The 25454-nt window shown below is 73.0% G+C and carries 24 protein-coding genes; 17 read left to right on the forward strand and 7 right to left on the reverse strand.

Features of this window, described 5'->3' with window-relative positions; translation table 11 throughout:
• Positions 1–11: 11 nt before the first annotated feature.
• Complete coding sequence (locus tag M6G08_RS20985) at positions 12–965, reverse strand: FAD-dependent oxidoreductase (protein ID WP_272588699.1); 954 nt, start codon at positions 963–965, stop codon at positions 12–14.
• 65 nt (positions 966–1030) lie between these two features.
• Here M6G08_RS20985 and M6G08_RS20990 point away from each other — a divergent pair, with 65 nt between their 5' ends.
• Both M6G08_RS20990 and M6G08_RS20995 read left to right on the forward strand, forming a co-directional pair.
• Complete coding sequence (locus tag M6G08_RS20990; protein ID WP_272588700.1) at positions 1031–2068, forward strand: oxidoreductase; 1038 nt, start codon at positions 1031–1033, stop codon at positions 2066–2068.
• Between the two features lie 59 nt (positions 2069–2127).
• Positions 2128–3768: an ABC-F family ATP-binding cassette domain-containing protein gene (locus M6G08_RS20995; protein WP_272588701.1), complete on the forward strand. Its 1641-nt coding sequence runs from the start codon at positions 2128–2130 to the stop codon at positions 3766–3768.
• Between the two features lie 112 nt (positions 3769–3880).
• Here the strand turns inward: M6G08_RS20995 and M6G08_RS21000 are convergent, their stop codons facing one another.
• The 3 genes from M6G08_RS21000 to M6G08_RS21010 all read right to left on the reverse strand — a co-directional run bounded on the left by M6G08_RS21000 (position 3881) and on the right by M6G08_RS21010 (position 7854).
• Positions 3881–6226, reverse strand: a complete 2346-nt coding sequence (locus M6G08_RS21000) for a Tex family protein (protein ID WP_272588702.1) — start codon at positions 6224–6226, stop codon at positions 3881–3883.
• Between the two features lie 115 nt (positions 6227–6341).
• Positions 6342–6473 carry an LPFR motif small protein gene (locus tag M6G08_RS21005; RefSeq protein WP_007389050.1) on the reverse strand — a complete coding sequence of 44 codons (132 nt, stop codon included), beginning with the start codon at positions 6471–6473 and terminating at the stop codon, positions 6342–6344.
• Between the two features lie 511 nt (positions 6474–6984).
• Complete coding sequence (locus M6G08_RS21010) at positions 6985–7854, reverse strand: SCO6745 family protein (RefSeq protein ID WP_272588703.1); 870 nt, start codon at positions 7852–7854, stop codon at positions 6985–6987.
• A gap of 124 nt (positions 7855–7978) precedes the next feature.
• On the opposite strand from M6G08_RS21010, the gene M6G08_RS21015 reads away from it, so the two are divergent.
• Complete coding sequence (locus M6G08_RS21015; RefSeq protein ID WP_272588704.1) at positions 7979–8941, forward strand: GlxA family transcriptional regulator; 963 nt, start codon at positions 7979–7981, stop codon at positions 8939–8941.
• Positions 8942–8999: 58 nt separating this feature from the next.
• On the forward strand, positions 9000–9635 hold the full coding sequence (locus tag M6G08_RS21020) for a DJ-1/PfpI family protein (RefSeq protein ID WP_272588705.1): 636 nt from the start codon (positions 9000–9002) through the stop codon (positions 9633–9635).
• Here the strand turns inward: M6G08_RS21020 and M6G08_RS21025 are convergent.
• A complete protein-coding gene (locus tag M6G08_RS21025) occupies positions 9622–10389 on the reverse strand; it encodes an enoyl-CoA hydratase/isomerase family protein (protein ID WP_272588706.1) in 768 nt (255 codons plus the stop codon). The genes M6G08_RS21020 and M6G08_RS21025 overlap by 14 nt on opposite strands.
• A gap of 205 nt (positions 10390–10594) precedes the next feature.
• On the opposite strand from M6G08_RS21025, the gene M6G08_RS21030 reads away from it, so the two are divergent.
• Positions 10595–11047 carry an ATP-binding protein gene (locus tag M6G08_RS21030; protein ID WP_073728138.1) on the forward strand — a complete coding sequence of 151 codons (453 nt, stop codon included), beginning with the start codon at positions 10595–10597 and terminating at the stop codon, positions 11045–11047.
• Between the two features lie 6 nt (positions 11048–11053).
• Here M6G08_RS21030 and idi read toward each other — a convergent pair whose 3' ends face one another.
• Both idi and M6G08_RS21040 read right to left on the reverse strand, forming a co-directional pair.
• Positions 11054–11647: an isopentenyl-diphosphate Delta-isomerase gene (idi, locus tag M6G08_RS21035; RefSeq protein WP_272588707.1), complete on the reverse strand. Its 594-nt coding sequence runs from the start codon at positions 11645–11647 to the stop codon at positions 11054–11056.
• 343 nt (positions 11648–11990) lie between these two features.
• Complete coding sequence (locus tag M6G08_RS21040; protein ID WP_272588708.1) at positions 11991–12929, reverse strand: cation diffusion facilitator family transporter; 939 nt, start codon at positions 12927–12929, stop codon at positions 11991–11993.
• 474 nt (positions 12930–13403) lie between these two features.
• On the opposite strand from M6G08_RS21040, the gene M6G08_RS21045 reads away from it, so the two are divergent.
• The 12 genes from M6G08_RS21045 to M6G08_RS21100 all read left to right on the forward strand — a co-directional run bounded on the left by M6G08_RS21045 (position 13404) and on the right by M6G08_RS21100 (position 25451).
• On the forward strand, positions 13404–15263 hold the full coding sequence (locus M6G08_RS21045) for a DUF5941 domain-containing protein (RefSeq protein ID WP_272588709.1): 1860 nt from the start codon (positions 13404–13406) through the stop codon (positions 15261–15263).
• Complete coding sequence (locus M6G08_RS21050) at positions 15260–16012, forward strand: phosphocholine cytidylyltransferase family protein (protein ID WP_272588710.1); 753 nt, start codon at positions 15260–15262, stop codon at positions 16010–16012. The genes M6G08_RS21045 and M6G08_RS21050 overlap by 4 nt, the downstream gene beginning before the upstream one ends.
• Positions 16000–17061 (forward strand): iron-containing alcohol dehydrogenase family protein, encoded by a 1062-nt coding sequence (locus M6G08_RS21055; protein ID WP_272588711.1) that lies wholly within the window; start codon positions 16000–16002, stop codon positions 17059–17061. Before M6G08_RS21050 ends, M6G08_RS21055 begins: the two co-directional genes overlap by 13 nt.
• A complete protein-coding gene (locus tag M6G08_RS21060) occupies positions 17039–17818 on the forward strand; it encodes a CDP-alcohol phosphatidyltransferase family protein (RefSeq protein ID WP_272588712.1) in 780 nt (259 codons plus the stop codon). Before M6G08_RS21055 ends, M6G08_RS21060 begins: the two co-directional genes overlap by 23 nt.
• An 8-nt stretch (positions 17819–17826) precedes the next feature.
• Positions 17827–18699, forward strand: a complete 873-nt coding sequence (locus M6G08_RS21065) for a glycosyltransferase family 2 protein (protein ID WP_073728144.1) — start codon at positions 17827–17829, stop codon at positions 18697–18699.
• Positions 18700–18817: 118 nt separating this feature from the next.
• Complete coding sequence (locus tag M6G08_RS21070; RefSeq protein WP_272588713.1) at positions 18818–19747, forward strand: ABC transporter permease; 930 nt, start codon at positions 18818–18820, stop codon at positions 19745–19747.
• Positions 19740–20519, forward strand: a complete 780-nt coding sequence (locus tag M6G08_RS21075) for an ABC transporter ATP-binding protein (RefSeq protein WP_272588714.1) — start codon at positions 19740–19742, stop codon at positions 20517–20519. Before M6G08_RS21070 ends, M6G08_RS21075 begins: the two co-directional genes overlap by 8 nt.
• 358 nt (positions 20520–20877) lie before the next feature.
• Positions 20878–21780 carry a squalene synthase HpnC gene (gene hpnC / locus M6G08_RS21080; protein ID WP_272588715.1) on the forward strand — a complete coding sequence of 301 codons (903 nt, stop codon included), beginning with the start codon at positions 20878–20880 and terminating at the stop codon, positions 21778–21780.
• A complete protein-coding gene (hpnD, locus tag M6G08_RS21085; RefSeq protein WP_272588716.1) occupies positions 21777–22727 on the forward strand; it encodes a presqualene diphosphate synthase HpnD in 951 nt (316 codons plus the stop codon). The genes hpnC and hpnD overlap by 4 nt, the downstream gene beginning before the upstream one ends.
• Positions 22727–22885: a DUF6380 family protein gene (locus M6G08_RS21090; RefSeq protein WP_272588717.1), complete on the forward strand. Its 159-nt coding sequence runs from the start codon at positions 22727–22729 to the stop codon at positions 22883–22885. The genes hpnD and M6G08_RS21090 overlap by 1 nt, the downstream gene beginning before the upstream one ends.
• Positions 22882–24318, forward strand: a complete 1437-nt coding sequence (gene hpnE, locus M6G08_RS21095; RefSeq protein ID WP_272588718.1) for a hydroxysqualene dehydroxylase HpnE — start codon at positions 22882–22884, stop codon at positions 24316–24318. Before M6G08_RS21090 ends, hpnE begins: the two co-directional genes overlap by 4 nt.
• A gap of 68 nt (positions 24319–24386) precedes the next feature.
• The gene (locus M6G08_RS21100) at positions 24387–25451 is read left to right on the forward strand and encodes a polyprenyl synthetase family protein (RefSeq protein ID WP_272591392.1); all 1065 of its coding nucleotides are present in this window, start codon (positions 24387–24389) and stop codon (positions 25449–25451) included.
• The last annotated feature ends 3 nt before the right edge of the window (positions 25452–25454 follow it).

Here is a 25454-nt window from a genome sequence, read left to right on the forward strand (position 1 = left end):
TTCCCGTGCCGTCAGCCGGACGCCAGCTCGGCCGCCTCCCGCGCACAGCCCCAGGCCACGGTGACGCCCCCGCCGCCGTGACCGTAGTTGTGCACCAGCACCCGCCCGTCCGGCAGCGACTCGCGCTCCAGCCGCACCGCGTCCCGCGCCGGCCTGAGCCCCACCAGATGACCGAGCACCCGCGCCGACGCGATCTCCGGCCGCAGCGCCGCGCACCGCCGCACGATCGCCTCCGCGACCGCCGGGTCCGGCTCTTCCGCCCACACGTCGTCCTCGGCCGTGCCGCCGAGCAGGAGCCGGCCCGGCTGCGGCAGGAAGTACGTCACCTCCCCGGACACCGGGTCGGTGGAGACCAGCCAGGTGTCGACGCCCGGGTTCTCCACCACGACCAGCTGCCCGCGCACCGGCCGCACCGCCGGATCCGGCACCAGCTCCCGGGCGCCCAGGCCCGTGCAGTTGACCACCACCGGCGCCTCGGCCTCGTCCAGACGGTCCACCGCGCGGTTCTCCAGCACCCCGCCCGCCGCCGCGAACCGCTCCCGCAGCCACGACAGGTGCGCGGGCATGTCGATGAGCGGCAACCGCGCCCACAGCCCCGTCCCGCCGTACTCCTCGGCGGTCGACGCGCGCAGCCCCGGCAGCCGGGCGGCGGCCCAGGTGTCCACCTCGTCCAGGCCCGTCTCGCCCAGCACCCCTTCGACCATGCGTACGCCGGTCGCTTCGGGCCGCGCCGCCAGTTCCTCGTACACGTCCAGCGACTGGAGCGCCCACGCCCGCGCCAGCGCCACCGGTTCGACGCGGTACGGCCACCACAGGCCGCCCGCGACCGCCGAGGTGGTCCGCTCGGCCGCCTCCCGCGTCCACAGCCGTACCTGCCTGCCGCGCTCGGCGAGCACGACGGCCGTCGTCAGGCCGACCACCCCGCCACCGACCACGACGACTTCGTCACCCAGTCCGGTTTCCATCCGGGGACGTTAACGGAACATGCCGTGCCGTGCGCAGACCGGCCCGCGGTGGGAATACTCACCGCATGGCAGCCGAGTACGCGACCTTCGGCCTGGCACCGGCGACGCGGGCCGGCGGGGTCCTCGCCGACGGTGACTACCAGGTCCACCGCGACTTCATGGACTTCATCGTCGACGGACGCCCCCTGCTGTACCGCCTGTCCGACCTCGACGCCGTCTCCCCGCTCGCCTCCGACGTGCCACCCGCGATCTTCACCGAGCAGGTCCGCGGCCTGCTCCTGGAGACCGCGGCGCCCCTGTCCGGCGGCCGGTACGTCATCTACGGCTGCCCCGAGTGCGCGAACCTCGCCTGCGGCGCGGTGACCGCCGTGATCGTGCGGGACGGCGACGACTTCGTCTGGCGGGACTTCGCCTGGCAGACGGGCGAACAGGCCGACCTGGAGTTCAACGGCTACCACGGCATCGGCCCGTACCGCTTCCCCGGCGCCGAGTACCGGGCCGCCCTTGCCGCCCTGCTCGACGACGACCGCGCCGCGCACGCCCGGCGCCGGGTCCTGCTCATCGGTGCCCGCGTCGCCCTGCTCGCCAGACTCGCCGCCGCGCTGCGCACCATCGGTGTCGGCGCCGACATCACCGGGGACGCCGGGGCCGTACCGGCCGGGGAACTGCGGGCCTACGGCGTGGTCGCCTTCGGCACCGGGGCCGACGAGGAGCAGCGGTCGGCCGTGCGCCGTGCCTTCGCGGACGCCGGGGTGGACGTGCCCCACGTCGTGGGCCTCGCCCCGATCGTCCCGCTCCTCGTCGCCCAGATCGAACACGCCCTGGAGGACGGACCGGCCGGGCGACGCCGGCTGACCCGGCTGACGGCGACCGGTGCCGCCGCGGACGTCGAGGTCACCTCGCCCTGCCGGGTACGGCTCACGGCGTACCGCGTCGACCGCCTCCACCGCACCCGCGTCCACGAGGTCTTCGACGGGGTGCTCGGAGCGGGCACCCACCGCGTCGCCCTCGACGCCGCGACGGTGAAGGGGGAGTCCTACCTGGTGGCCCGAGCTCCGGGAAGTGTGCTGGTGACGGCGGTGACGCCACCGGAACCCGGCTGAGAACCCCGCGGAGAACCCGGCTGAGCGTGCGGCGGAACGCCGCTAGGATCGACGGTCTGATGACTGTCACCCTCGTCGCCAAGAACCTCGCCGCCGGCCACGGCGACCGCTCCCTGTTCACCGGACTCGACCTCGTCGTGGCCCCCGGCGACGTGATCGGTCTCGTCGGAGCCAACGGCGCGGGCAAGTCCACCCTGCTGCGGATGTTCGCCGGGCTGACCGCTCCGGAAGAGGGCGAACTGCGCCTGTCGCCGCCCACCGCCACCGTCGGCCACCTCCCGCAGGAGCCGGAACGCCGGCCCGGCGAGACCGTCCGGGCCTTCCTGGCCCGCCGCACCGGCGTCACCGAGGCCCAGCGGGCCATGGACGAGGCCACGCAGGCCCTGGTCGACGCGGCCCCGGGCGCCGACGACGCGTACGCGACGAGCCTGGAGCGCTGGCTGGCCCTCGGCGGTGCCGACCTCGACGAACGCGCCGAGGAGACCGCCGACGCGCTGGGCCTCAGCGTCGGCCTCGACCAGCCGATGACGTCGCTGTCCGGTGGCCAGGCCGCCCGCGCCGGCCTCGCCTCCCTCCTCCTGTCCCGCTACGACGTCTTCCTCCTCGACGAGCCGACCAACGACCTCGACCTGGACGGCCTGGAGCGACTCGAACGCTTCGTCACCGGCCTGCGCGCCGGCACCGTCGTCGTCAGCCACGACCGCGAGTTCCTCACCCGCACCGTCACCAGGGTCCTCGAACTCGACCTCGCCCAGCGGCAGATCAACCTCTACGGCGGTGGGTACGCGTCCTACCTGGAGGAGCGTGAGGTCGCCCGCCGTCACGCCCGCGACGAGTACGAGGAGTACGCCGACAAGCGCGCCGCCCTCCAGGACCGGGCGCAGACGCAGCGCGCCTGGATGGACAAGGGCGTCAAGAACGCCCGGCGCAAGGCGGGCAACGACAACGACAAGATCGGCCGCAAGTTCCGCAGCGAGGCCAGCGAGAAGCAGGCCGCCAAGGCCCGCCAGACCCAGCGCATGATCGAGCGTCTGGAGGTCGTCGAGGAGCCGCGCAAGGAGTGGGAACTGCGGATGGAGATCGCCTCCGCGCCCCGCTCCGGCGCCGTGGTCGCCACCCTGCGCGACGCCGAGGTCCGCCGGGGCGGCTTCGTCCTCGGCCCCGTCTCCCTCCAGATCGACTGGGCGGACCGGGTCGCGGTGACCGGAGCCAACGGCGCGGGCAAGTCCACGCTCCTCGGCGCCCTGCTGGGCCGCGTCCCGCTGGACGCCGGACACGCCGCACTCGGCTCCGGCGTCCTGCTCGGCGAGGTGGACCAGGCCCGCGAGCTGTTCCACGGGCCCGAGCCGCTGCTGGACGCCTTCCGCACCGCCGTCCCGGGCACGGAACCGGCGGACGTCCGCACCCTCCTGGCCAAGTTCGGCCTGAAGGCGGACCACGTCATGCGCCCGGCGGCGACCCTGTCACCGGGCGAACGCACGAGGGCCGCCCTCGCGCTCCTCCAGGGCCGGGGCGTCAACCTCCTGGTCCTCGACGAGCCGACCAACCACCTCGACCTCCCGGCCATCGAACAGCTGGAATCGGCCCTGGACGCCTACGAGGGCACCCTCCTCCTGATCACCCACGACCGCCGCATGCTGGACGCGATCAGGGTGACCCGCCGCCTGGAGGTGACGGACGGCAAGGTGGCGGAGCGCTAGCTCTGGGCTGTCGTTCGGATCAGGTCGGAGGGAAGAGACGCTGCCGGACCCCGTGTCTGCGGCATGATCCGAACGACAGCCCTAGCAGCGGCCGCGTCCGCCACCTCGGCGCCTACGCCAGCCCGGCCCGCCGCAACGCGTCGGCCATCGCCCCATTGGAAGGCGCCGGCGCCGCAGAGGCCCTCCCCTTGCCGCCGGTGGCCTTGCGCTGCCGAGGCGGCTTTCCCCCACGCTCCTTCTTCTGCTCCCCCTGGGCGGCAGCCTCGTCGTCCAACCGCAGCGTCAACGAGATCCGCTTCCGCGGAATGTCGACGTCCAGCACCTTCACCTTCACGATGTCCCCGGGCTTCACCACGTCCCGCGGGTCCTTCACGAACGTCTTCGACATCGCGGACACGTGCACCAGCCCGTCCTGGTGCACACCGACGTCCACGAACGCCCCGAAGGCCGCCACGTTCGTGACGACCCCCTCCAGCACCATCCCCGACGACAGGTCGGAGATCTTCTCCACGCCCTCCTTGAAGGTGGCCGTCTTGAAGGCGGGCCGCGGGTCGCGCCCCGGCTTCTCCAGCTCCCGCAGGATGTCGGAGACCGTCGGCAGACCGAACGTCTCGTCCACGAAGTCCGCCGGCTTCAGCGACCGCAGCACGGACGTGTTGCCGATCAGCCCGGCCACCTCCTGCCCGGCGGTCTTCACCATCCTGCGCACCACGGGGTACGCCTCGGGGTGCACGCTGGAGGCGTCCAGCGGGTCGCTGCCGCCCCGGATGCGCAGGAAGCCCGCGCACTGCTCGTACGCCTTGGGACCGAGCCGGGACACCTTCTTCAGCTCGGTCCGCGACGAGAACGGCCCGTTCGCGTCCCGGTGGGCGACGATGTTCTCGGCGAGTGTGGAGGTGATGCCGGAGACCCGGGCGAGCAGCGGCGCCGACGCGGTGTTGACGTCCACGCCCACGCCGTTCACACAGTCCTCGACGACCGCGTCCAGGGAGCGGGACAGCTTCACCTCGGACAGGTCGTGCTGGTACTGGCCGACGCCGATCGACTTCGGGTCGATCTTCACCAGCTCGGCCAGCGGGTCCTGGAGCCGCCGGGCGATGGACACCGCGCCGCGCAGCGAGACGTCCATGTCCGGCAGTTCCTGCGAGGCGAACGCGGAGGCCGAGTACACGGATGCGCCGGCCTCGGACACCATCACCTTGGTGAGCTTCAGCTCCGGGTGCTTGGCGATGAGTTCCCCGGCGAGCTTGTCGGTCTCGCGGGACGCCGTGCCGTTGCCGATCGCGACCAGCTCGACGGTGTGCTCCTTCGCGAGTCGCGCCAGTTTGGCGATCGCCTCGTCCCACCGGTTGGCCGGCACGTGCGGGTGGATCACGTCGGTGGCCACGACCTTGCCGGTGGCGTCGACCACGGCGACCTTCACACCCGTGCGGAAGCCCGGGTCCAGGCCGAGCGTCGCGCGGGTGCCCGCCGGGGCGGCCAGCAGCAGGTCGCGGAGGTTGGCGGCGAAGACGTTCACCGCTTCGTCCTCGGCGGCCGTGCGCAGCCGCAGCCTGAGGTCGATGCCGAGGTGCACCAGGATGCGGGTGCGCCAGGCCCAGCGGACCGTGTCCGCCAGCCACTTGTCGCCGGGCCTGCCGCGGTCGGCGATCCCGAACCGGCCCGCGACGATCCCCTCGTACGACGACGGACCGTCGGTGGGCTCCTCGGGCTCCAGGACGAGGTCGAGCACGTCCTCCTTCTCGCCGCGCAGCATGGCGAGGATCCGGTGCGAGGGCAGCTCGGTGAACGGCTCGGCGAAGTCGAAGTAGTCGGCGAACTTGGCGCCGGCCTCCTCCTTGCCCTCCTTGACCTTGGCGGCGAGCCGCCCGCGCGCCCACATCCGCTCCCGCACCTCGCCGATCAGGTCGGCGTCCTCGGAGAACTTCTCGGTGAGGATCGACCTGGCCCCGTCCAGGGCGGCCTGCGGATCCGCCACGCCCTTGTCGGGGTCCACGAACGCGGCCGCGGCGGCCAGGGGGTCCACGGACGGGTCGCCGAGCAGGCCCTCGGCCAGCGGCTCGAGACCCGCCTCGCGCGCGATCTGCGCCTTCGTCCGCCGCTTCGGCTTGAACGGCAGGTAGATGTCCTCCAGCCGGGCCTTGGTCTCGGCCGCCCGGATGCGCGCCGCCAACTCCTCGGTGAGCTTGCCCTGCTCGCGCACCGAGTCGAGGATCGCCGTGCGCCGGTCCTCCAGCTCCCGCAGATAACGCAGCCGCTCCTCGAGCGTGCGCAGCTGCGCGTCGTCGAGCATCTCGGTCGCTTCCTTGCGGTAGCGGGCGATGAAGGGCACCGTCGAGCCGCCGTCGAGCAGCTCCACCGCGGCCTTCACCTGCCGCTCCCGTACGCCGAGTTCCTCGGCGATCCTGCCTTCGATGGACCTCACGTCGCTGGACGCGCTGGACCCGGGTGTCGTCACGATCCCGTACCGCCTTCTCACTGAGGTTGCGCGGCAATTGTGGCAGGTGGCACCGACAATCGGGGATCAGGGCGGCACCCGGGCCCGTCGCGGCCGGGTCGCACCGAGGCCGGCATCAGACCCTGCGGCCGCGGGTGGCGGACGAGGCGCCGCCGAAGAGCCGGGCCAGCGCCCGGAAGGGAAGCGTCACGACGGTGGCGACGGCGCCGCCGATCTGGCGCAGTACGTCTGCGATGGCACGGAACACGAAAAGCCCCTCTCGTCTCCCCGGCCCCTCCGGCCGGGGAGAGTACGGGTACCTCCGCATCGGCGCGGCATGCTCGCACACGCCCCGTGATCCGCAACTCGCGCCGACGCGCCCCCCGTCCCAAAGGCCCCGGACGCGCGATCGGCGACCCGGGATGGGGGCGCGACGAGCGATGAGACGCCCTCGCTCCGCCGCGACCGCGCTGTGCGGCCTCGGACGGGCCACCGCGTGCTCCGTGTCCGGCGGCCTGTGAAGCGGGGTCGGCGGCGTGCGGTCCGTTGCGCGCGGTGCGGGGCTTGCCCCGCCGCGACCGCGCTGTGCGGCCCCCGACGCGACACCGCGCGCCCGGCGGTGCGCGGTGCGGGGTCGGCGACGCGCGGTCCGCGACGCGGGATGCGGTGCTCCCGCCCCGCCGCACCCGCGCCGCGCGTCTTCGCACGCGACCCACGGCCCACGTCCCCGCGTCCGCAGAGCGGGGTCCGCGACGGGCGGCGTGTGCCGTACGAGTCCCTCAGCGCCTGCGGAACAGGTCCGCCGGGAAGGCGCCCGCGCCGACCGCCGTGCGGGCGAGGGCCGACACGAGGTCCGTCAGACGCGCCACACCCTCCGCCCCCAGGTGGGCGTAGGGGGCCGCGTCGAGCCGGTCCGTCTCCTGCTCGATCCCGTCGCGCAGGGCCGCCCCGCGCTCCGTGAGCTCTCCGGCCTCGTCGACGAGACCGCGCCCGCGCAGTCGGTCCACCGCCGCGTCCCACTCCTCCCGGGTCCAGCCACGGGTGCTGAAGACCCACTTCGGCGTCAGACCCCGGCCGGTCGCGGTGTGCGTCACCAGCGCCTCCAGACCGTCCAGCTCGGCCGCCGCCAGCGCGACGAGGTGACCGTCGCCCCGGTGTTCGCGCAGCAGCGTCGCCGCGTGCCACAACGCCAGGTGCGGCGCGTCGGGCACGGGCAGGTCGGCGTGGGCCGAGTACAGCGGGCGCGCACCGCGCGAACAGGCCTCGGCGGCACGCAGCGCCAGGGCGGCAGCCTCCGACATCTGCGCCGACGACACGGCCTCCTCGCCGAGCAGCCGGCGCAGCGTCGCGTCGACGGCACGCTCCCGGGCCGCCAGCGCCTGCTGAGGCGTGACGGTCTCCCACACGGCGGGCACGTGCCGGGCGACGAGGTCGTGCTTGTAGTTGTAGAACGCCGCCGTCACCGCGCCGGCGCCGACCGGCCCGAGCGCGGCGGCGCGCACCGCGAAGTTGACCGCACGGGGGTCGGTGACCCCGAGGGCGCTCAGCTCCCGGCCCGTGTCGGGCGAGAAGTAGTGCGTCGAGTGCAGCGAGTTGAGCGCGTTGTGGCAGCGACGGCCGGCGCGTGCGTCGAGGGCGGCAGTGGTCATGCCCGGCACGTTACCAACCGCTCAGTACGTCATCCAGGGCTGCTTCGCGTACGCGTACGGCATGGCAGGAAAGGTGGGATACGCGTCATTGCAGACGCCCGAGGCGCGGGCGAAGAATCGACGCATGGCGCAGCGAACCGTCCTCGTCGTCCTCTTCGACGACGTCCAGAGCCTCGATGTCACCGGTCCCGTGGAGGTCTTCGCGGGCGCGGAGAAGCACACGCCGGGGACGTACCGCATCCGTACGGCCTCGCTGGACGGCGCCGCCGTGCGTACCTCCAGCGGTCTGACCGTCGTACCGGACCAGGCCCTCACCTCGGACTCGGAGGGCCCGGACACCCTGGTCGTCCCGGGCGGCCAGGGCACCCGCCACCCCGACCGGAACCTGATCGAGTGGCTGCGCGCACACGGCCCCCGCGCCCGGCGCCTGGTCTCCGTGTGCACGGGAGCGATCCTGCTCGCGCGGGCGGGGCTGCTGGACGGCCGCCGCGCGACCACCCACTGGGCGTACTCGGACCGGCTCGCCCGCGACCACCCGGCCGTGGACGTCGACCCCGACCCGATCTACATCCGCGACGGCCATGTCGCCACCTCCGCCGGTGTCACCTCCGGCATCGACCTCGCCCTCGCCCTGGTCGAGGAGGACCTGGGCCGGGACGCCGCCCTGACCGTCGCCCGCCACTTGGTGGTGTTCCTGCGCCGGCCCGGCAACCAGGCCCAGTTCAGCGCCCAGCTGGCCGCCCAGACCGCCCGGCGCGAGCCGCTGCGCGAGGTCCAGCAGTGGATCACCGAGCACCCCGGGGCCGACCTGAGCGTCGAGTCGCTCGCCGCCCGCAGCGGCTTCTCGCCCCGCCACTTCGCCCGGGCCTTCCAGGCGGAGACGGGCACGACACCGGGCCGCTACGTCGACCGGGTGCGGCTGGAGCACGCGCGCCGGCTGATGGAGGACACGACGGACGGCGTCGAGGGGATCGCCCGGGCCAGCGGGTACGGCACGCCGGAGGCCATGCGGCGCGCCTTCGTCAGGACCCTCGGAACCTCACCGGCCGAGTACCGCCGCCGCTTCCGCCCGGCACCCGTCCAGTGACCCACACCCCCCATATCCCGTGTCCCGTACCACCACGACACCGACCGGAAGGAAACCCGTGCAGATCGCCATCGTCCTCTTCGACCGCTTCACCGCCCTCGACGCGGTGGGGCCGTACGAGACCCTCAGCCGCGTCCCGGACGCGGAGACCGTGTTCGTCGCCGAGCGGACCGGTCCGGTCCGCAACGAGACGGGCAGCCTGGCGCTGACCGCCGACCGGACCCTTTCCGACGCGCCGCACCCGGATGTCGTCGTCGTGCCCGGCGGCCCCGGACAGCACGCGCAGATGGACAACGCGACCCTCCTGGAGTGGCTCCGCGCGGCCGATGCCACCAGCACCTGGACCACCTCGGTCTGCTCCGGCTCCCTGCTGCTCGCCGCCGCGGGCCTGCTGGAGGGCCGCCGAGCCACCTCGCACTGGCTGGCCCTGAACCACCTGAAGCGGTTCGGCGCCGAGCCGACCGGGGAGCGGGTGGTCACCGACGGCAAGTACGTCACGGCGGCCGGCGTCTCCTCAGGCATCGACATGGGCCTCACCCTGGTCGGCCGGATCGCCGGCGACGAGCACGCCCAGGCCGTTCAGCTGCTGACCGAGTACGATCCCCAGCCGCCCTACGACGCGGGGTCCCCCGAGAAGGCGCCCGCGCACCTCGTCGAGGAGTTCCACACCCGCAACCGGTTCACCCTGACGTAGGCGCGCTCCCGGGGACGCGCCAGCCGAACTCCGGCTGCCTGCGCTCCAGGAAGGCGGCGACCCCCTCCGCGAGGTCGCCGCTGCCGCGCGCCTGCGCCGTCCAGTACGCGTCCCGGTCGGTGCGCCCGTCCACGAACTCCTTCGCCGCGGCCTGCGTCAGCTGCGAGCGGGACGTGAGGATCCGAGTGAACTCCGCCACCCGCTTGCCGAGTCCGCCCTCCGGCAGCACCTCGTCGACCAGGCCCGTGCGCAGTGCCCGCCCGGCGTCGATCAACTCACCGGAGAACAGCAGGTACTTCGCGGTGGCCGGCCCGGTCAGCGCCGCGAGCCGCCGGGTCGAGGACGCCGCATAGACGACCCCCAGCTTGGCCGGAGTCACCCCGAACAGCGCCGACTCCTCGGCGAACCGCAGGTCGCAGGCGGCCGCCAGCTGCGTCCCGCCGCCCACGCAGTGACCGCGGACCGCCGCAAGCGTCGGCTTGGGGAAGGCCGCCAGAGCCTCCTCGGCGCGCACGGCGAGCCCCTGCGCCTCCTGAGCGGACTCCCGCAGGGTCGAGATGTCGGCCCCGGCGCAGAACGTGCCGCCCTCACCGGTCAGCACCAGCGCCCGCACCGCCGGGTCGTCGGCCAGGGCGTCGAGCAGCGGAGGCAGCGCCCGCCACATCCGCGCCGTCATGGCGTTGCGCTTGGCCGGGTGGTGGACGACGACGGTCGCGACCGAGTCGTCGACCCGGTGCAGCAGCTGGGGCTCCATGCGCCGGATGCTATCCGCCGACCCGTCGGGTTCGTACGGACGGTGGGGGCGGAACAGGAACGGTCCCACAACTGACCGTGCCATACGCCAACGATCAGAACCGTTCGATACCAGCTGACTTGCGTTCAGTCATCCGGAGGGGAGTGACGCGTTCCCAACACTCAGGGGTGTGGTGACAATCGAGCCCAGGGGTGGCGACCGGACGATGGACGAGACCGGGCCCGCCGGGCCGCTGCCGTACGAAGGCGTCTGGCGGTTCACCGCCCCCGCCGTGGAAGCGTCGGTCCCGCAGGCGCGGCACGCCGTGCGGGACCTGCTGGTGCGCCAGGGCGTGCCGGTCTCCGACGACGTGACGCAGGGACTGCTGCTGATCGTCTCGGAGCTGGTCACCAACGCCGTCCGGCACGCGGCGGTGCTGTCGCCGGTGCTCGCCGTGGAGGTCGCCGTCGGGCCCGAGTGGGTGCGGGTGTCCGTGGAGGACAGCCACCCCTACCGCCCGACCGCCCTGGAGGCCGACCACGGGCAGACGGGCGGGCGCGGACTGCTCCTGGTCCGGGAGATCACCCGGGAGGCGGGCGGGGCGTGCGACGTGGCCCACACGGCGAGCGGCGGCAAGGTGATCTGGGCCGCCCTGCCGCTCAAGCACGCCCCGAGGTAGGCGGGCTCACCAGCCGGCGGAGGGGCCCGTCAGTTCGCGGACGGCGGGCCGGGCCGCGTCCAGCACCGTCATGAACCACGCCGAGAACGTGTCCTTCGCGTGCCGCTCGGCCAGCTCGGCCGGGTCGACGAAGGCCGTCTGGGCCACCTCCTCCGGGTCGGGCCGCAGCCCGGCCTGCACGAGGCCGACGAAGAGGTGGTTGTACTCCTGCTCCACCAGCCCGGAGGCCGGGTCGGGGTGGTTGTAGCGAACGGTGCCCGCCTCGGCGAGCAGCGAGGGGGAGACGCCGAGCTCCTCGTACGTCCGCCGGGCCGCGGCCGCGAAGGGCGCCTCACCGGGGTAGGGGTGACCGCAGCAGGTGTTGGACCACACACCGGGGGAGTGGTACTTGCCCAGCGCCCGCTGCTGGAGCAGCAGCCGGCCCCGCTCGTCGAAGAGGAACACGGAGAAGGCGCGGTGCAGCCGTCCCGGCGGCTGGTGTGCGGAGAGCTTCTCCGCGGTGCCGATCGTCGCCCCGTTCTCGTCGACCAGTTCCAGCAAGATCGCGTCTGCGGTGCCGTTCGACGAACTGTGCGTCTCGGTGGCAGGAGTGATCGGCATACCCATCCTTCAACTCGGTCCTCGCGCCCCAAGTGTGCCGTACGAATCCGGCACTCTCGGCACTTCCCGGCACTCCGCATGTCCCGCGCGGCGGCGCGGCCCGCGGTCTGACCGGTCGGACGCCGAGTGGGGCCCGAAGGTTGATCATTCCCGGCGGCGCGGCCCTGGAACCGTCGGGGACGTGGCCGGAAAGGGTGGAGCGGAGGACGGGAGCGCACGGGCGGAGGGCGGGACGCGCTCGGGCGCAGGGGCTGGACCCGCTCGGGCGGCGGGCGGCCGCACTCCGCGGCGCGTACCCCCTGAGTGCGCGCCCCCTCGCCCGCTCAGGGGGTACACGTGCGTCTCAGTGGCAGAGCCTGGCCTCGTGCTCCGCGTGCCCGCCGGGCTCCAGCTGGAAGGTGCAGTGCTCCACGTCGAAGTGGTCGCCCAGGCAGCCCTGCAACTCGTGCAGCATCTTCTCGTGGCCGATCGCGCTCAGCACCTCACCGCTGACCACCACGTGCGCCGACAGCACCGGCATGCCCGAGGTGATCGTCCAGGCGTGCAGGTCGTGCACGTCCTCGACGCCGTCCAGCGCCAGTATGTGGGCGCGGACCTCGGCGATGTCGACGTTCTTGGGCGCGGCCTCCAGCAGCACGTCCAGCGTCTCGCGCAGCAGCCGCACCGTGCGCGGCACGATCATCAGGCCGATGACCAGCGAGGCGATCGGGTCGGCCGCCTGCCAGCCGGTGGCCAGGATCACCAGCGCGGAGACGATCACGGTGAGCGAGCCCAAGGCGTCCGCCGCCACCTCCAGGAAGGCGCCGCGCACGTTGAGGCTCTCCTTCTGTCCCCGCATCAGCAGGGTGAGCGACACCATGTTGGCGACCAGGCCGATCACACCGAAGACGACGGCCAGCCCGCCGTCGGTGCCGGCGGGCGTGATGAACCGCTCGACCGCCTCGAACAGGATGTAGCCCCCGACGCCGAGCAGCAGCAGGCAGTTGGCCAGGGCGGCCAGGATCTCCGCGCGGGCGTACCCGAAGGTCCGCCGGTCGCTCGGCGGCCGGTTCGCGAAGTGGATGGCCAGCAGCGCCATGCCGAGGCCCAGCGCGTCCGTGGCCATGTGCGCCGCGTCGGCGACCAGGGCGAGCGAGTCGGCGAGCAGGCCGCCGACGATCTGGACGACCATGACGAAGACGGTGATCGCCAGCGCCACCCGGAGCCTGCCCCGGTACGCGGCGCTCGCCGTCCCGCCGCCGCGCGCCCCGTGCGCATGCCCGTGATCGTGCCCAGCCCCCATGAGAAGCCGCCTCCCTGTGTGTCCGTCGTCCGGCGTCCGTCGTCCGGACCACAGTCAACTACGGGTAGGGGGTATGGGGCAACGCGGCACTGAACACCGTTGTCATCTGCCCTGACCTGCGGAAACGCTGTGCAGGTCAGGGCGTTCGAGCTGGCTCGGGAGTCCGTCCGGAGGAGTTCGACGGACGGTGGCGGCGAGATGGTCCTGACGCAGGGCGCATGCCCGTCGACCCTGTGCGATGTCCGCGATGTCCGGTCTGGGAGTGCGGTTTGTGGGGCGGGCCCCGCATCCACGATGATGATCGAGGCCAAGGCGGGTGCACGTGGCGTCGACCGACCGTGAAACGGGCGGTGAACACGGCGTTCCAGGCATCCGATAACCTCTGCCGACATGCCGCCCGGGTGCCGCAGGCGCGGGCGCCCCACCATGCACAGGCCCGGCGCCCAGGCGTCGGCACCCAGGGAGTGAGTTCGGTTGTCGACCGCCATCCTCACCGGTCAGCTGGTCCCCGGTTCGTCGATCGAGAGCGAGCTGCGGTCCCTGGGCTTCGACGTCGAGATCGCCCCGGACGCCGCCGGCGCCGAGACGCTGCTGGCGCGGGTGCCGGCCGGGGAGCGGGTCGCCGTGGTCGACGCCCGCTTCGTCGGCCACGTGCACGCCCTGCGCCTCGGTCTCACCGACCCCCGCTTCCCACTCGCCGCGATCCCGGGCGCCGTGACCGCCCGGCCGGAGGCCCGCCAGACCCTGACCCGCGCCATGGCCCGGGAGCACTCGGCGAGCGGCGCCACCGCGCACGCCGGCGCCGCGCCCGCGAAGCCGGACGCGGAAGGTCTCGACGGACTCGCCGACCGGATCACCGCCGCCCTCGACGCCGACGGCGCCGACGTGCACCGCCCCGAGCTCGGCAGCCTCGTCGCCGCCGTCCCCGCCGACCCGCAGGCCCGCAACGAGGCCCGGCAGGCGGTCTCGGTCGTCGACGACGAGGCGGTACGCCTGAAGTCGGCCGTGAAGGCCCGCGACGGCTTCGTCACCACCTTCCTCGTCAGCCCCTACTCCCGCTACATCGCCCGCTGGTGCGCACGCCGCGGACTGACCCCCAACCAGGTCACCACCGCCTCGCTGATCACCGCGCTCATAGCGGCGGGCTGCGCGGCCACCGGCACCCGCGGCGGCTTCGTCGCCGCCGGCGTCCTGCTCATCGCCTCCTTCGTCCTCGACTGCACCGACGGCCAGCTGGCCCGCTACTCCCTGCGGTACTCCACGCTCGGCGCCTGGCTGGACGCCACCTTCGACCGGGCCAAGGAGTACGCCTACTACGCGGGCCTCGCCCTGGGCGCCGCCCGCGGCGGCGACGACGTGTGGGCCCTCGCCCTCGGCGCGATGGTCCTCCAGACCTGCCGGCACGTCGTCGACTTCTCCTTCAACGAGGCGAACGCCGACAGCACGGCCGCCGCCGCCAACACCAGCCCCACCGCCGCGCTCTCCAACCGGCTCGACAGCGTCGGCTGGACCGTCTGGGTACGCCGGATGATCGTCCTGCCCATCGGCGAACGCTGGGCCATGATCGCCGTCCTGACCGCCGTCGCCACCCCCCGCATCACCTTCTACGCGCTGCTGGTCGGCTGCGCCTTCGCCGCGACGTACACCACGGCCGGCCGGGTGCTGCGCTCGCTGACCCGGAAGGCGACGCGGACCGACCGGGCCGCGACGGCCCTGGCCGACCTCGCCGACTCCGGCCCGCTCGCCGAGACCGTCGCGAAGGGCTTCGCGAAGCCCGCCCGCCGCCTGCCCGGCTTCACCGCCCCCGTCGTCGCCCTCCTCGGCGGCCTCGCCGTCGTCGCCACGGCCGCCCTCACCGACTTCGGCACTCCCTGGCCGGCGGTCGCCGCGCTCGTCTACGTCCTGACCTCCGCCCTCGCCGTCGCCCGCCCCCTCAAGGGCGCCCTCGACTGGCTGGTCCCGCCCTTCTTCCGCGCCGCCGAGTACGGCACCGTCCTGGGGCTCGCGGCCAACGCGGACGTGAACGGGGCGCTTCCGGCGGCTTTCGGGCTGGTGGCCGCGGTCGCCTACCATCACTACGACACGGTCTACCGCATCCGCGGCGGTGCGGGCGCGCCACCGCGGTGGCTGGTGCGGACCATCGGGGGGCACGAGGGCCGCACGCTGGTGGTCACCGCCCTGGCCGTGCTGCTCACCGCCACACAGTTCACGCTCGCGCTCACGGTGCTCGCCGTGGCCGTGGCACTCGTGGTGCTCGCCGAGAGCATCCGCTTCTGGGTCGCCGCCCACAAGGGCGGCGCACCCGCCGTACACGACGAAGGAGAACCCGCATGATCGGCCTCGTGCTGGCCGCCGGCGCCGGCCGGCGTCTGCGCCCCTACACCGACACCCTGCCCAAGGCACTGGTGCCGGTCGGTCCCGAAGGGGCGGAGGACAGCATCACGGTGCTGGACCTGACGCTGGCCAACTTCGCCGAGGTCGGCCTGACCGAGGTCGGGATCATCGTCGGCTACCGCAAGGAAGCCGTGTACGACCGCAAGGAGGAGCTGGAGCGCAAGTACGGCGTCAAGCTCACCCTCATCGACAACGACAAGGCCGAGGAGTGGAACAACGCCTACTCCCTGTGGTGCGGCCGTGACGCCCTCAAGGACGGCGTGATCCTCGCCAACGGCGACACCGTGCACCCGGTCTCCGTCGAGAAGACCCTGCTCGCCGCCCGCGGCGACGGCAAGAAGATCATCCTCGCCCTCGACACGGTGAAGAACCTCGCCGAGGAGGAGATGAAGGTCGTCGTCGACCCCGACAAGGGCGTCCAGCGCATCACCAAGCTCATGGACCCGGCCGAGGCGACCGGCGAGTACATCGGCGTCACCCTCATCGAGGGCGAGGCCGCCGCCGACCTGGCCGACGCCCTGAAGGCCACCTTCGAGCGCGACCCGCAGCTCTACTACGAGGACGGCTACCAGGAGCTCGTCAACCGCGGCTTCAAGATCGACACGGCGCCGATCGGCGACGTCAGGTGGGTCGAGATCGACAACCACGACGACCTCGCCAAGGGCAGGGAGATCGCGTGCCAGTACTGACGAGGCTCATCCCGTCGCCGGTCGTCGTGGACATCCGCGCGGGTGCCCTCGACGACCTGGGATGTGTGCTCGCCGACGAGCGCATCTCCCACTCGGGCAAGCTCGCCGTCGCCGTCAGCGGCGGCTCGGGCGCCCGGCTGCGCGAGCGCGTCGCCCCGTCCCTGCCCGGCGCCGACTGGTTCGAGGTCGGCGGCGGCACCCTGGACGACGCGATCAAGCTGGCCGGCGCCATGAAGGGCGGCCACTACGACGCGGTCGTCGGCCTCGGCGGCGGCAAGATCATCGACTGCGCCAAGTTCGCCGCGGCGCGCGTCGGCCTCCCGCTGGTCGCCGTGCCCACGAACCTCGCGCACGACGGTCTGTGCTCGCCGGTCGCCACCCTCGACAACGACGCGGGCCGCGGCTCCTACGGTGTCCCGAACCCGATCGCGGTCGTCATCGACCTCGACGTGATCCGCGCGGCGCCGGCCCGTTTCGTGCGGGCCGGCATCGGCGACGCCGTCTCCAACGTCTCCGCGATCGCGGACTGGGAGCTGGCCAACCGGGTCAAGGGCGAGCGGATCGACGGCCTGGCCGCCGCGATGGCCCGCCAGGCCGGTGAGGCCGTGCTCCGGCACCCGGGCGGCATCGGGGACAACGAGTTCCTCCAGGTGCTCGCCGAGGCGCTGGTGCTCAGCGGCATCGCCATGTCGGTGTCCGGCGACTCGCGGCCGTCCTCCGGGGCGTGCCACGAGATCAACCACGCCTTCGACCTGCTCTACCCGCAGCGCGCCGCCGCCCACGGCGAGCAGTGCGGCCTCGGCGCGGCCTTCGCGATGTACCTGCGCGGCGCCCACGAGGAGTCCGCCCACATGGCCGGAGTGCTGCGCCGGCACGGGCTGCCGGTGCTGCCCGAGGAGATCGGGTTCACACCGGACGAGTTCGTCCGGGCCGTGGAGTTCGCCCCGCAGACGCGGCCCGGCCGCTACACGATCCTCGAGCACCTCGACCTCACCACCGACCAGATCAAGGACCTGTACGCCGACTATGTCAAGGCCATCGGTAGCTGAACTACGTCCGGTCGTCCACCCCGCTGGGGTCAAGGACCGGCGCAGCGGTGAGCACTGGGCGGGACGCCTCTACATGCGTGAGGTCTCGCTGCGGATCGACCGCTACCTGGTGAACACCAGGATCACGCCCAACCAGCTCACGTACCTGATGACCGTCTGCGGCGTGCTCGCGGCCCCCGCCCTGCTGGTGCCGGGCATCACGGGCGCCGTGCTCGGCGTCGTGGCGGTCCAGCTCTACCTGCTGCTGGACTGCGTCGACGGCGAGGTCGCGCGCTGGAAGAAGCAGTACTCCCTCGGCGGCGTCTACCTCGACCGGGTCGGCGCCTACCTGACCGACGCCGCGGTCCTGGTCGGCCTCGGCCTGCGCGCCGCCGACCTCTGGGGCACCGGACGCATCGACTGGCTGTGGGCCTTCCTCGGTACCCTGGCGGCGCTCGGCGCCATCCTGATCAAGGCCGAGACCGACCTGGTGGGCGTCGCCCGGCACCAGGCCGGCATGCCCCCCGTCAAGGAGTCCGCGTCCGAGCCCCGCTCCTCCGGCATGGCGCTGGCCCGCCGGGCCGCCGGGGCGCTCAAGTTCCACCGGCTGATCCTCGGCATCGAGGCGTCGCTGCTCATCCTGGTCCTCGCCATAGTCGACGCGAGCCGCGGTGACCTGTTCTTCACCCGGCTCGGCACCGCCGTACTCGCCGGCATCGCGCTGCTGCAGACCCTGCTGCACCTCGTGTCCGTCCTCGCCTCCAGCAGGCTGAAGTGAGCGCGGCCATGAAGGTCGGGGCGGTCGTCATCACGATGGGCAACCGCCCCGACGAGCTGCGGGCCCTGCTCGACTCGGTGGCCAAGCAGGACGGCGACCCCGTCGAGGTGGTCGTGGTCGGCAACGGCTCACCCGTCCCGGAGGTGCCGGCGGGCGTGCGCACCGTCGAGCTGCCCGAGAACCTGGGCATCCCCGGCGGCCGCAACGTCGGCATCGAGGCCTTCGGACCGGGTGGCCAGGACGTCGACATCCTGCTCTTCCTCGACGACGACGGCCTGCTCGCCCGCACCGACACCGCCGAGCTGTGCCGGCAGGCCTTCGCGGCCGACGACGACCTGGGCATCATCAGCTTCCGCATCGCCGACCCGGACACCGGCGAGACCCAGCGCCGGCATGTGCCGAGACTGCGCGCCTCCGACCCGATGCGCTCCTCCCGGGTCACCACCTTCCTCGGCGGCGCCAACGCCGTGCGCACCCGCGTCCTCGCGCAGGTCGGCGGCCTGCCCGACGCGTTCTTCTACGCCCACGAGGAGACCGACCTCGCCTGGCGGGCCCTCGACGCCGGCTGGATGATCGACTACCGCTCCGACATGGTCCTGAACCACCCCACGACCGCGCCGTCCCGGCACGCCGTCTACCACCGCATGGTCGCCCGCAACCGCGTCTGGCTGGCCCGCCGCAACCTGCCCGCGCTCCTCGTCCCGGTCTACCTCGGGGTGTGGATGCTGCTCACCCTGCTCCGCCGCCCCTCGCGCCCGGCCCTGAAGGCCTGGTTCGGCGGCTTCCGCGAGGGCTGGGCCACCCCCTGCGGTCCCCGCCGGCCCATGCGGTGGCGTACGGTGTGGCGCCTGACCCGGCTGGGCCGGCCCCCGGTGATCTGACAAGCTCGTACCCGGGGGCTGGTGGCCCCAACCCGGGTCCGACCGACCCTCCGAGGCCGACAGGACCGTGCCGCACCCGTACCGGCCGCGCACGGACGAAGACGAAAGTAATCCACTAGTGAGTGAGACAACGCACGACGGTACGGTCGCCATGACCAAGCCCGTGTCGCCCGACGAGGGACTCACGGCGGCCCAGCTCGCCGCCAGGCACGGGCTGTCCGTGAGCGGTGCCCGGCCGTCCCTCGCTCAGTACGTCCGTCAGCTCTGGGGGCGGCGCCACTTCATCCTCGCCTTCTCCCAGGCGAAGCTGACCGCCCAGTACAGCCAGGCCAAGCTCGGCCAGCTGTGGCAGGTGGCCACACCGCTGCTGAACGCCCTTGTCTACTTCCTGATCTTCGGCCTGATCCTGAACGCGGGCAAGGGCATGCCGAAGGACGTGTACATCCCGTTCCTGGTGACGGGTGTGTTCGTCTTCACCTTCACCCAGTCCTCCGCGATGGCGGGCGTGCGCGCCATCTCCGGCAACCTCGGCCTGGTGCGGGCGCTGCACTTCCCGCGCGCCTCGCTGCCGATCTCGTTCGCGTTCCAGCAGCTCCAGCAGTTGCTGGCGTCGATGATCGTGATGTTCGCGGTGGTGATCGGCTTCGGCAGCTACCCCTCGCTGTCCTGGCTGCTGATCCTCCCGGTACTGGTCCTGCAGTTCCTCTTCAACATGGGACTGGCGCTGATCGTGGCCCGGATGGGCGCCAAGACGCCGGACCTGGCCCAGCTGATGCCGTTCATCATGCGGACCTGGATGTACGGGTCCGGCGTGATGTTCTCCATCCCGATCATGCTGGAGGACAAGCCGGCCTGGCTGGCCGACGTGCTCCAGTGGAACCCGGCCGCCGTCTACATGGACCTGACCCGCTTCGCGCTGATCGACGGTTACGGCTCCGAGAACCTGCCGCCGCACGTGTGGGCGGTGGCCCTCGGCTGGGCCGTGGCCCTCGCCGTGGGCGGCTTCGTGTACTTCTGGAAGGCTGAGGAGAGGTACGGCCGTGGCTGAGCAGCAGCAGGGCACGCGGGTCCCGACGGTCATCGCGGACGACCTGCACATCGTCTACCGCGTCAACGGCGCCAAGACCGGCAAGGGCAGTGCCACGGCGGCCCTCAGCCGCATGATCAGACGGGGCGAGGAACGGGGCGTGCGCAAGGTGCACGCCGTGCGCGGCGTCTCCTTCACCGCCTACCGGGGCGAGGCCATCGGCCTCATCGGCTCCAACGGGTCCGGCAAGTCGACCCTGCTGCGGGCCATCGCCGGCCTGCTGCCCGCCGAGCGCGGCAAGGTCTACACCGACGGCCAGCCCTCCCTGCTCGGCGTGAACGCGGCCCTGATGAACGACCTGACCGGCGAGCGCAACGTCATCCTCGGCGGCCTCGCCATGGGCATGTCCCGCGAGCAGATCAAGGAGCGCTACCAGGACATCGTCGACTTCTCCGGGATCAACGAGAAGGGCGACTTCATCACCCTCCCGATGCGCACCTACTCCTCCGGCATGGCCGCCCGCCTGCGGTTCTCCATCGCCGCCGCGAAGGACCACGACGTCCTGATGATCGACGAGGCGCTGGCCACCGGTGACCGCAAGTTCCAGACGCGCTCCGAGGAACGCATCCGGGAGCTGCGCAAGGAGGCCGGCACCGTCTTCCTGGTCAGCCACAACAACAAGTCGATCCGGGACACCTGCAACCGCGTGCTGTGGCTGGAGCGCGGCGAGCTGCGCATGGACGGCCCGACCGACGAGGTGCTCAAGGAGTACGAGAAGTTCACGGGCAAGTAGCCCGACACGCCGGAGCCCCGCCGGAACCGTTCCGGCGGGGCCCGCGTCGGCAAAGGGAACGTCAACTCCTGGCGTTTTCAGGAATCTTGATGTGAATCGGTGTGTTGTCGTGATGCGCGGAGGACCCCGGCGGACCTCCGTGCGTTGTACAACGTAAGCTGGACCGGTCCCGAAACGCGGCACATGGGGCGATAATGCCCGACACCTTCGAGCGGGCCCGCCGTACGGGCGGCCGGGCGGCGTGTCCGAAATAGTGTGAATTGGGTCGGCAGTGTAGAACGGGAGATGTGACGGCAATGGCGACGGAAACTCCCCACCTCCGCGAAGCGTGCGCCGTCTCCGCACAAGGCAGCCCGCGATGACGGCGACCGGCCCGGCACCGGCCGCCGACGCGGCACGCGGCACCCTCGCCAAGGCAGCGGACGAGAACTTCCCCGTCGCCCCCTTCTTCCTGCCCCGCGACTGGCGCACCGACCTCATGGCCGTGTACGGCTTCGCCCGCCTCGTCGACGACATCGGCGACGGCGACCTGGCCCCCGGCGGCGCCGACGCCCGCCTCCTCGGCGTCCCCGAGGACCGGGCCGGCGACCGGCTGCTGATGCTGGACGCCTTCGAGGAGGACCTGCGCCGGGTCTTCGACGGCACCCCCCGCCACCCGCTGCTGCGCCGCCTGGTGCCGACCGTGCGCCGCCGCTCGCTCACCCCCGAGCCCTTCCTCGGCCTGATCGCCGCCAACCGCCAGGACCAGCTGGTCGGCCGGTACGAGACCTACGACGACCTCCTCGCCTACTGCGAGCTGTCCGCCAACCCGGTGGGCCGGCTCGTCCTCGCCGTCACCGGCACCTCGACACCCGAACGGGTCCGCCGCTCCGACGCGGTCTGCACCGCCCTGCAGATCGTCGAGCACCTCCAGGACGTCGCCGAGGACCTGGCCCGGGACCGGATCTACCTGCCCGCCGAGGACATGAAGCGCTTCCACGTTCAGGAGGCGGACCTCGCCGCGCCCACCGCGGGCGCGTCGGTGCGCGCCCTGGTCGCCTTCGAGGCCCAGCGCGCCCGCGACCTGCTGAGCGAGGGCGCGCCCCTGGTGGGCAGCGTCCGCGGCCGGCTGCGCCTGCTGCTCGCGGGGTTCGTGGCGGGTGGCAGGGCGGCCCTCGGGGCGATCGCCGCCGCCGAGTACGACGTACTTCCCGGCCCGCCCAAGCCCGGCAAGGCCCGCTTGCTGCGCGAGGTGGGCCCGACCCTGCGAGGAGAGGGGTGATCGGGACCGTGGAGTCGTCAACGAACGCGTCGGCACCGGTACTCGCCGCCTACAGCTACTGCGAGACCGTCACCGGACAGCAGGCCCGCAACTTCGCCTACGGCATCAGGCTGCTGCCGGCGCCCAAGCGCCGGGCGATGTCGGCGCTGTACGCGTTCTCGCGCCGCGTCGACGACATCGGCGACGGCGAGCTGGCCGGGGACGTCAAGGTCGCCCGGCTGGAGGAGACCCGGGCGACACTCGCCCGGATCCACGGGGGCGAGGTCGACGAGGACGACACCGACCCGGTCGCCGTCGCCCTCGCGCACGCCGCCCGGCAGTTCCCGATCCCGCTCGGCGGGCTCGACGAACTCATCGACGGCGTCCAGATGGACCTGCGCGGCGAGACCTACGAGACCTGGGACGACCTGAAGGTCTACTGCCGCTGCGTGGCCGGCGCCATCGGCCGCCTCTCGCTCGGCGTCTTCGGCACCGAACCAGGGGCGCGCGGCGCCGAGCGCGCGCCCGAGTACGCCGACACGCTCGGCCTCGCGCTCCAGCTCACCAACATCCTGCGGGACGTCCGGGAGGACGCCGAGGGCGGGCGGACCTACCTGCCCGCCGACGACCTCGCCAAGTTCGGCTGCTCCGCCGGGTTCGACGGGCCGAAACCGCCCGAGGGCTCCGACTTCGCGGGTCTCGTGCACTTCGAAGTGCGTCGGGCCCGCTCCCTTTTCGCCGAGGGCTACCGGCTGCTGCCCATGCTCGACCGGCGCAGCGGCGCCTGCGTGGCCGCCATGGCCGGCATCTACCGCCGCCTCCTGGACCGCATCGAGCGGGACCCGGAGGCGGTGCTGCGCGGCCGGGTCTCGCTCCCCGGACGCGAGAAGGCGTACGTTGCGGTGCGCGGCCTGTCGGGTCTCGACACCCGGCACGTCACCCGGCGGGCCGTCAGGAGGCGCGCCTGATGGACACACCCGGCACACTCGACACTCCGGACCCGCACGAGGCGGCCGGCGAAGAGCGGCGGGCAACCCTCCGCTGGCGGGCGGCGTCCCAGACTGAGACGGTCTGCCGTACGCCGTTCAAGCACCGCGGCGACCGGACAGGGAAGGGCGCACCATGACGCACGGCAACGGCACGCGCGAGGGCGGGCGGCTCGCGGACGTCTCCGCCGTCCGCCCCGGCGGACACGCCGTCGTGGTCGGCGGCGGACTCGCCGGCGTCACCGCCGCGCTCGCGCTCGCCGACGCCGGTGTGCGCGTCACCCTGCTCGAAGGGCGGCCGCGCCTGGGCGGGCTCGCCTTCTCCTTCCGGCGCGGCGGCCTCACCGTCGACAACGGCCAGCACGTCTACCTGCGCTGCTGCACCGCCTACCGCTGGTTCCTCGACCGCATCGGCGGGACGGCGCTCGCTCCCGTGCAGGAACGTCTCGACGTGCCCGTCGTCGACCTCGGCCGGCCCGAGGGACGGCGGCTCGGCAGACTGCGCCGCGACGCGCTGCCCGTCCCCCTCCACCTGGGGCGCAGCCTCGCCACGTACCCGCACCTCTCGCTCGCCGAACGCGCGAGCGTCGGGCGGGCCGCGCTCGCGCTGAAGGGGCTCGACCCCGCCGATCCGGCCCTGGACACCCAGGACTTCGGCAGCTGGCTGGCCGCGCACGGCCAGTCGGCGCGCGCCGTCGAGGCCCTGTGGGACCTGGTCGGGGTCGCCACCCTCAACGCGGTCGCGGGCGACGCCTCGCTCGGGCTCGCCGCGATGGTGTTCAAGACCGGTCTGCTGTCCGACCCGGGCGCTGCCGACATCGGCTGGGCCCGGGTCCCGCTGGGCGAGCTGCACGACCGGCTGGCCCGAAATGAGCTCGACGCCGCGGGCGTGCGCACCGAGGTCCGTACACGCGTCACCTCCGTGAGTGAGAACGACAACGGCGGCTGGAGCGTCCAGGTTCCCGGCGAGACGCTCCAGGCGGACGCGGTCGTCCTCGCCGTACCCCAGCGCGAGGCGCACGGACTGCTGCCCGCGGGCGCGCTCGACGCCCCGGACAACCTCCTGGAGATCGGCACCGCGCCGATCCTCAACGTCCACGTGATCTACGACCGGAAGGTGCTCGCCGCGCCCTTCCTCACGGCGCTCGGCACCCCGGTGCAATGGGTGTTCGACCGCACCGAGGCCTCCGGGCTGAGGCAGGGCCAGTACCTGGCGCTGTCCCAGTCGACGGCCCAGAACGAGATCGACGAGCCCGTGGCCGCGCTGCGCGAGCGGTACCTGCCCGAGCTGGAGCGGCTGCTGCCCCTGGCCCGGGGTGCCGGGGTGAAGGACTTCTTCGTGACCAGGGAGCGCACCGCGACCTTCGCTCCCGCCCCCGGCGTCGGCCGTCTGAGGCCCGGCGCCCGCACCAAGGCACCCGGCCTCTACCTGGCCGGAGCGTGGACCGCCACCGGGTGGCCCGCGACCATGGAGAGCGCGGTTCGCAGCGGTGTCGGGGCGGCGGGCGCCGCACTCGGCGCCCTCGGCCGGTCCCGCGGCCTCCTCCCCGACTTCTTCGAGGAGGCGGCGTGAAAACCGATCCGCGTGGCACCGACGCCGGCGCTCTCGGCACCGCAACTGGAGGAAAGACTGTGCCCACTGTGCCCCCGGCCACGAAGGCCGATCCACGGACCACGGTGGACGTGACCGCGCTCCTGGAGCGCGGCCGGACCCTGTCCACGCCGGTCCTGCGGGCGGCGGTCGACCGCCTGGCGCCTCCCATGGACACCGTCGCCGCCTACCACTTCGGCTGGATCGACGCCCACGGCAGGCCCGCCGACGGCGACGGCGGCAAGGCCGTGCGCCCCGCCCTCGCGGTGCTCTCCGCCGAGGTCACCGGAGCCGCGCCCGAGGTCGGCGTCCCCGGCGCGGTGGCCGTGGAACTGGTGCACAACTTCTCCCTCCTGCACGACGACCTGATGGACGGCGACGAGCAGCGCCGCCACCGCGACACCGTCTGGAAGGTGCACGGGCCCGCCCAGGCCATCCTGGTCGGCGACGCCCTGTTCGCCCTGGCCAACGAGGTGCTGCTGGAACTCGGCACCGTCGAGGCCGGCCGCGCCACCCGCCGCCTGACCAAGGCCTCCCGCGCCCTGATCGACGGCCAGGCCCAGGACATCTCCTACGAGCACCGCGACCGCGTCAGCGTCGAGGAGTGCCTGGAGATGGAGGGCAACAAGACCGGCGCCCTGCTGGCCTCCGCCAGCTCCATCGGCGCGGTCCTCGGCGGCGCCGACGAGCGCACCGCCGACACGCTGGAGCGGTACGGCTACCACCTGGGCCTCGCCTTCCAGGCCGTCGACGACCTCCTCGGCATCTGGGGCGACCCGGACGCCACCGGCAAGCAGACCTGGAGCGACCTGCGCCAGCGCAAGAAGTCCCTGCCGGTCGTCGCCGCCCTCGCCGCGGGCGGCCCCGCCTCCGAACGGCTCGGCGAGATCCTCGCCGCCGACGCCAAGACCAGTGACTTCGCGAACTTCTCCGAGGAGGAGTTCGCGGCCCGCGCCGCCCTCATCGAGGAAGCGGGCGGGCGGGAGTGGACCGCCGACGAGGCGCGCCGCCAGCACACCATCGCCATCGAAGCCCTCGACGCCGTCGACATGCCCGACCGGGTGCGGGACATGTTCACCGCGCTCGCGGACTTCGTCGTCGTACGAAAGAGATGATCA

Source organism: Streptomyces sp. M92 (assembly GCF_028473745.1).
Classification (GTDB): Bacteria; Actinomycetota; Actinomycetes; order Streptomycetales; family Streptomycetaceae; genus Streptomyces.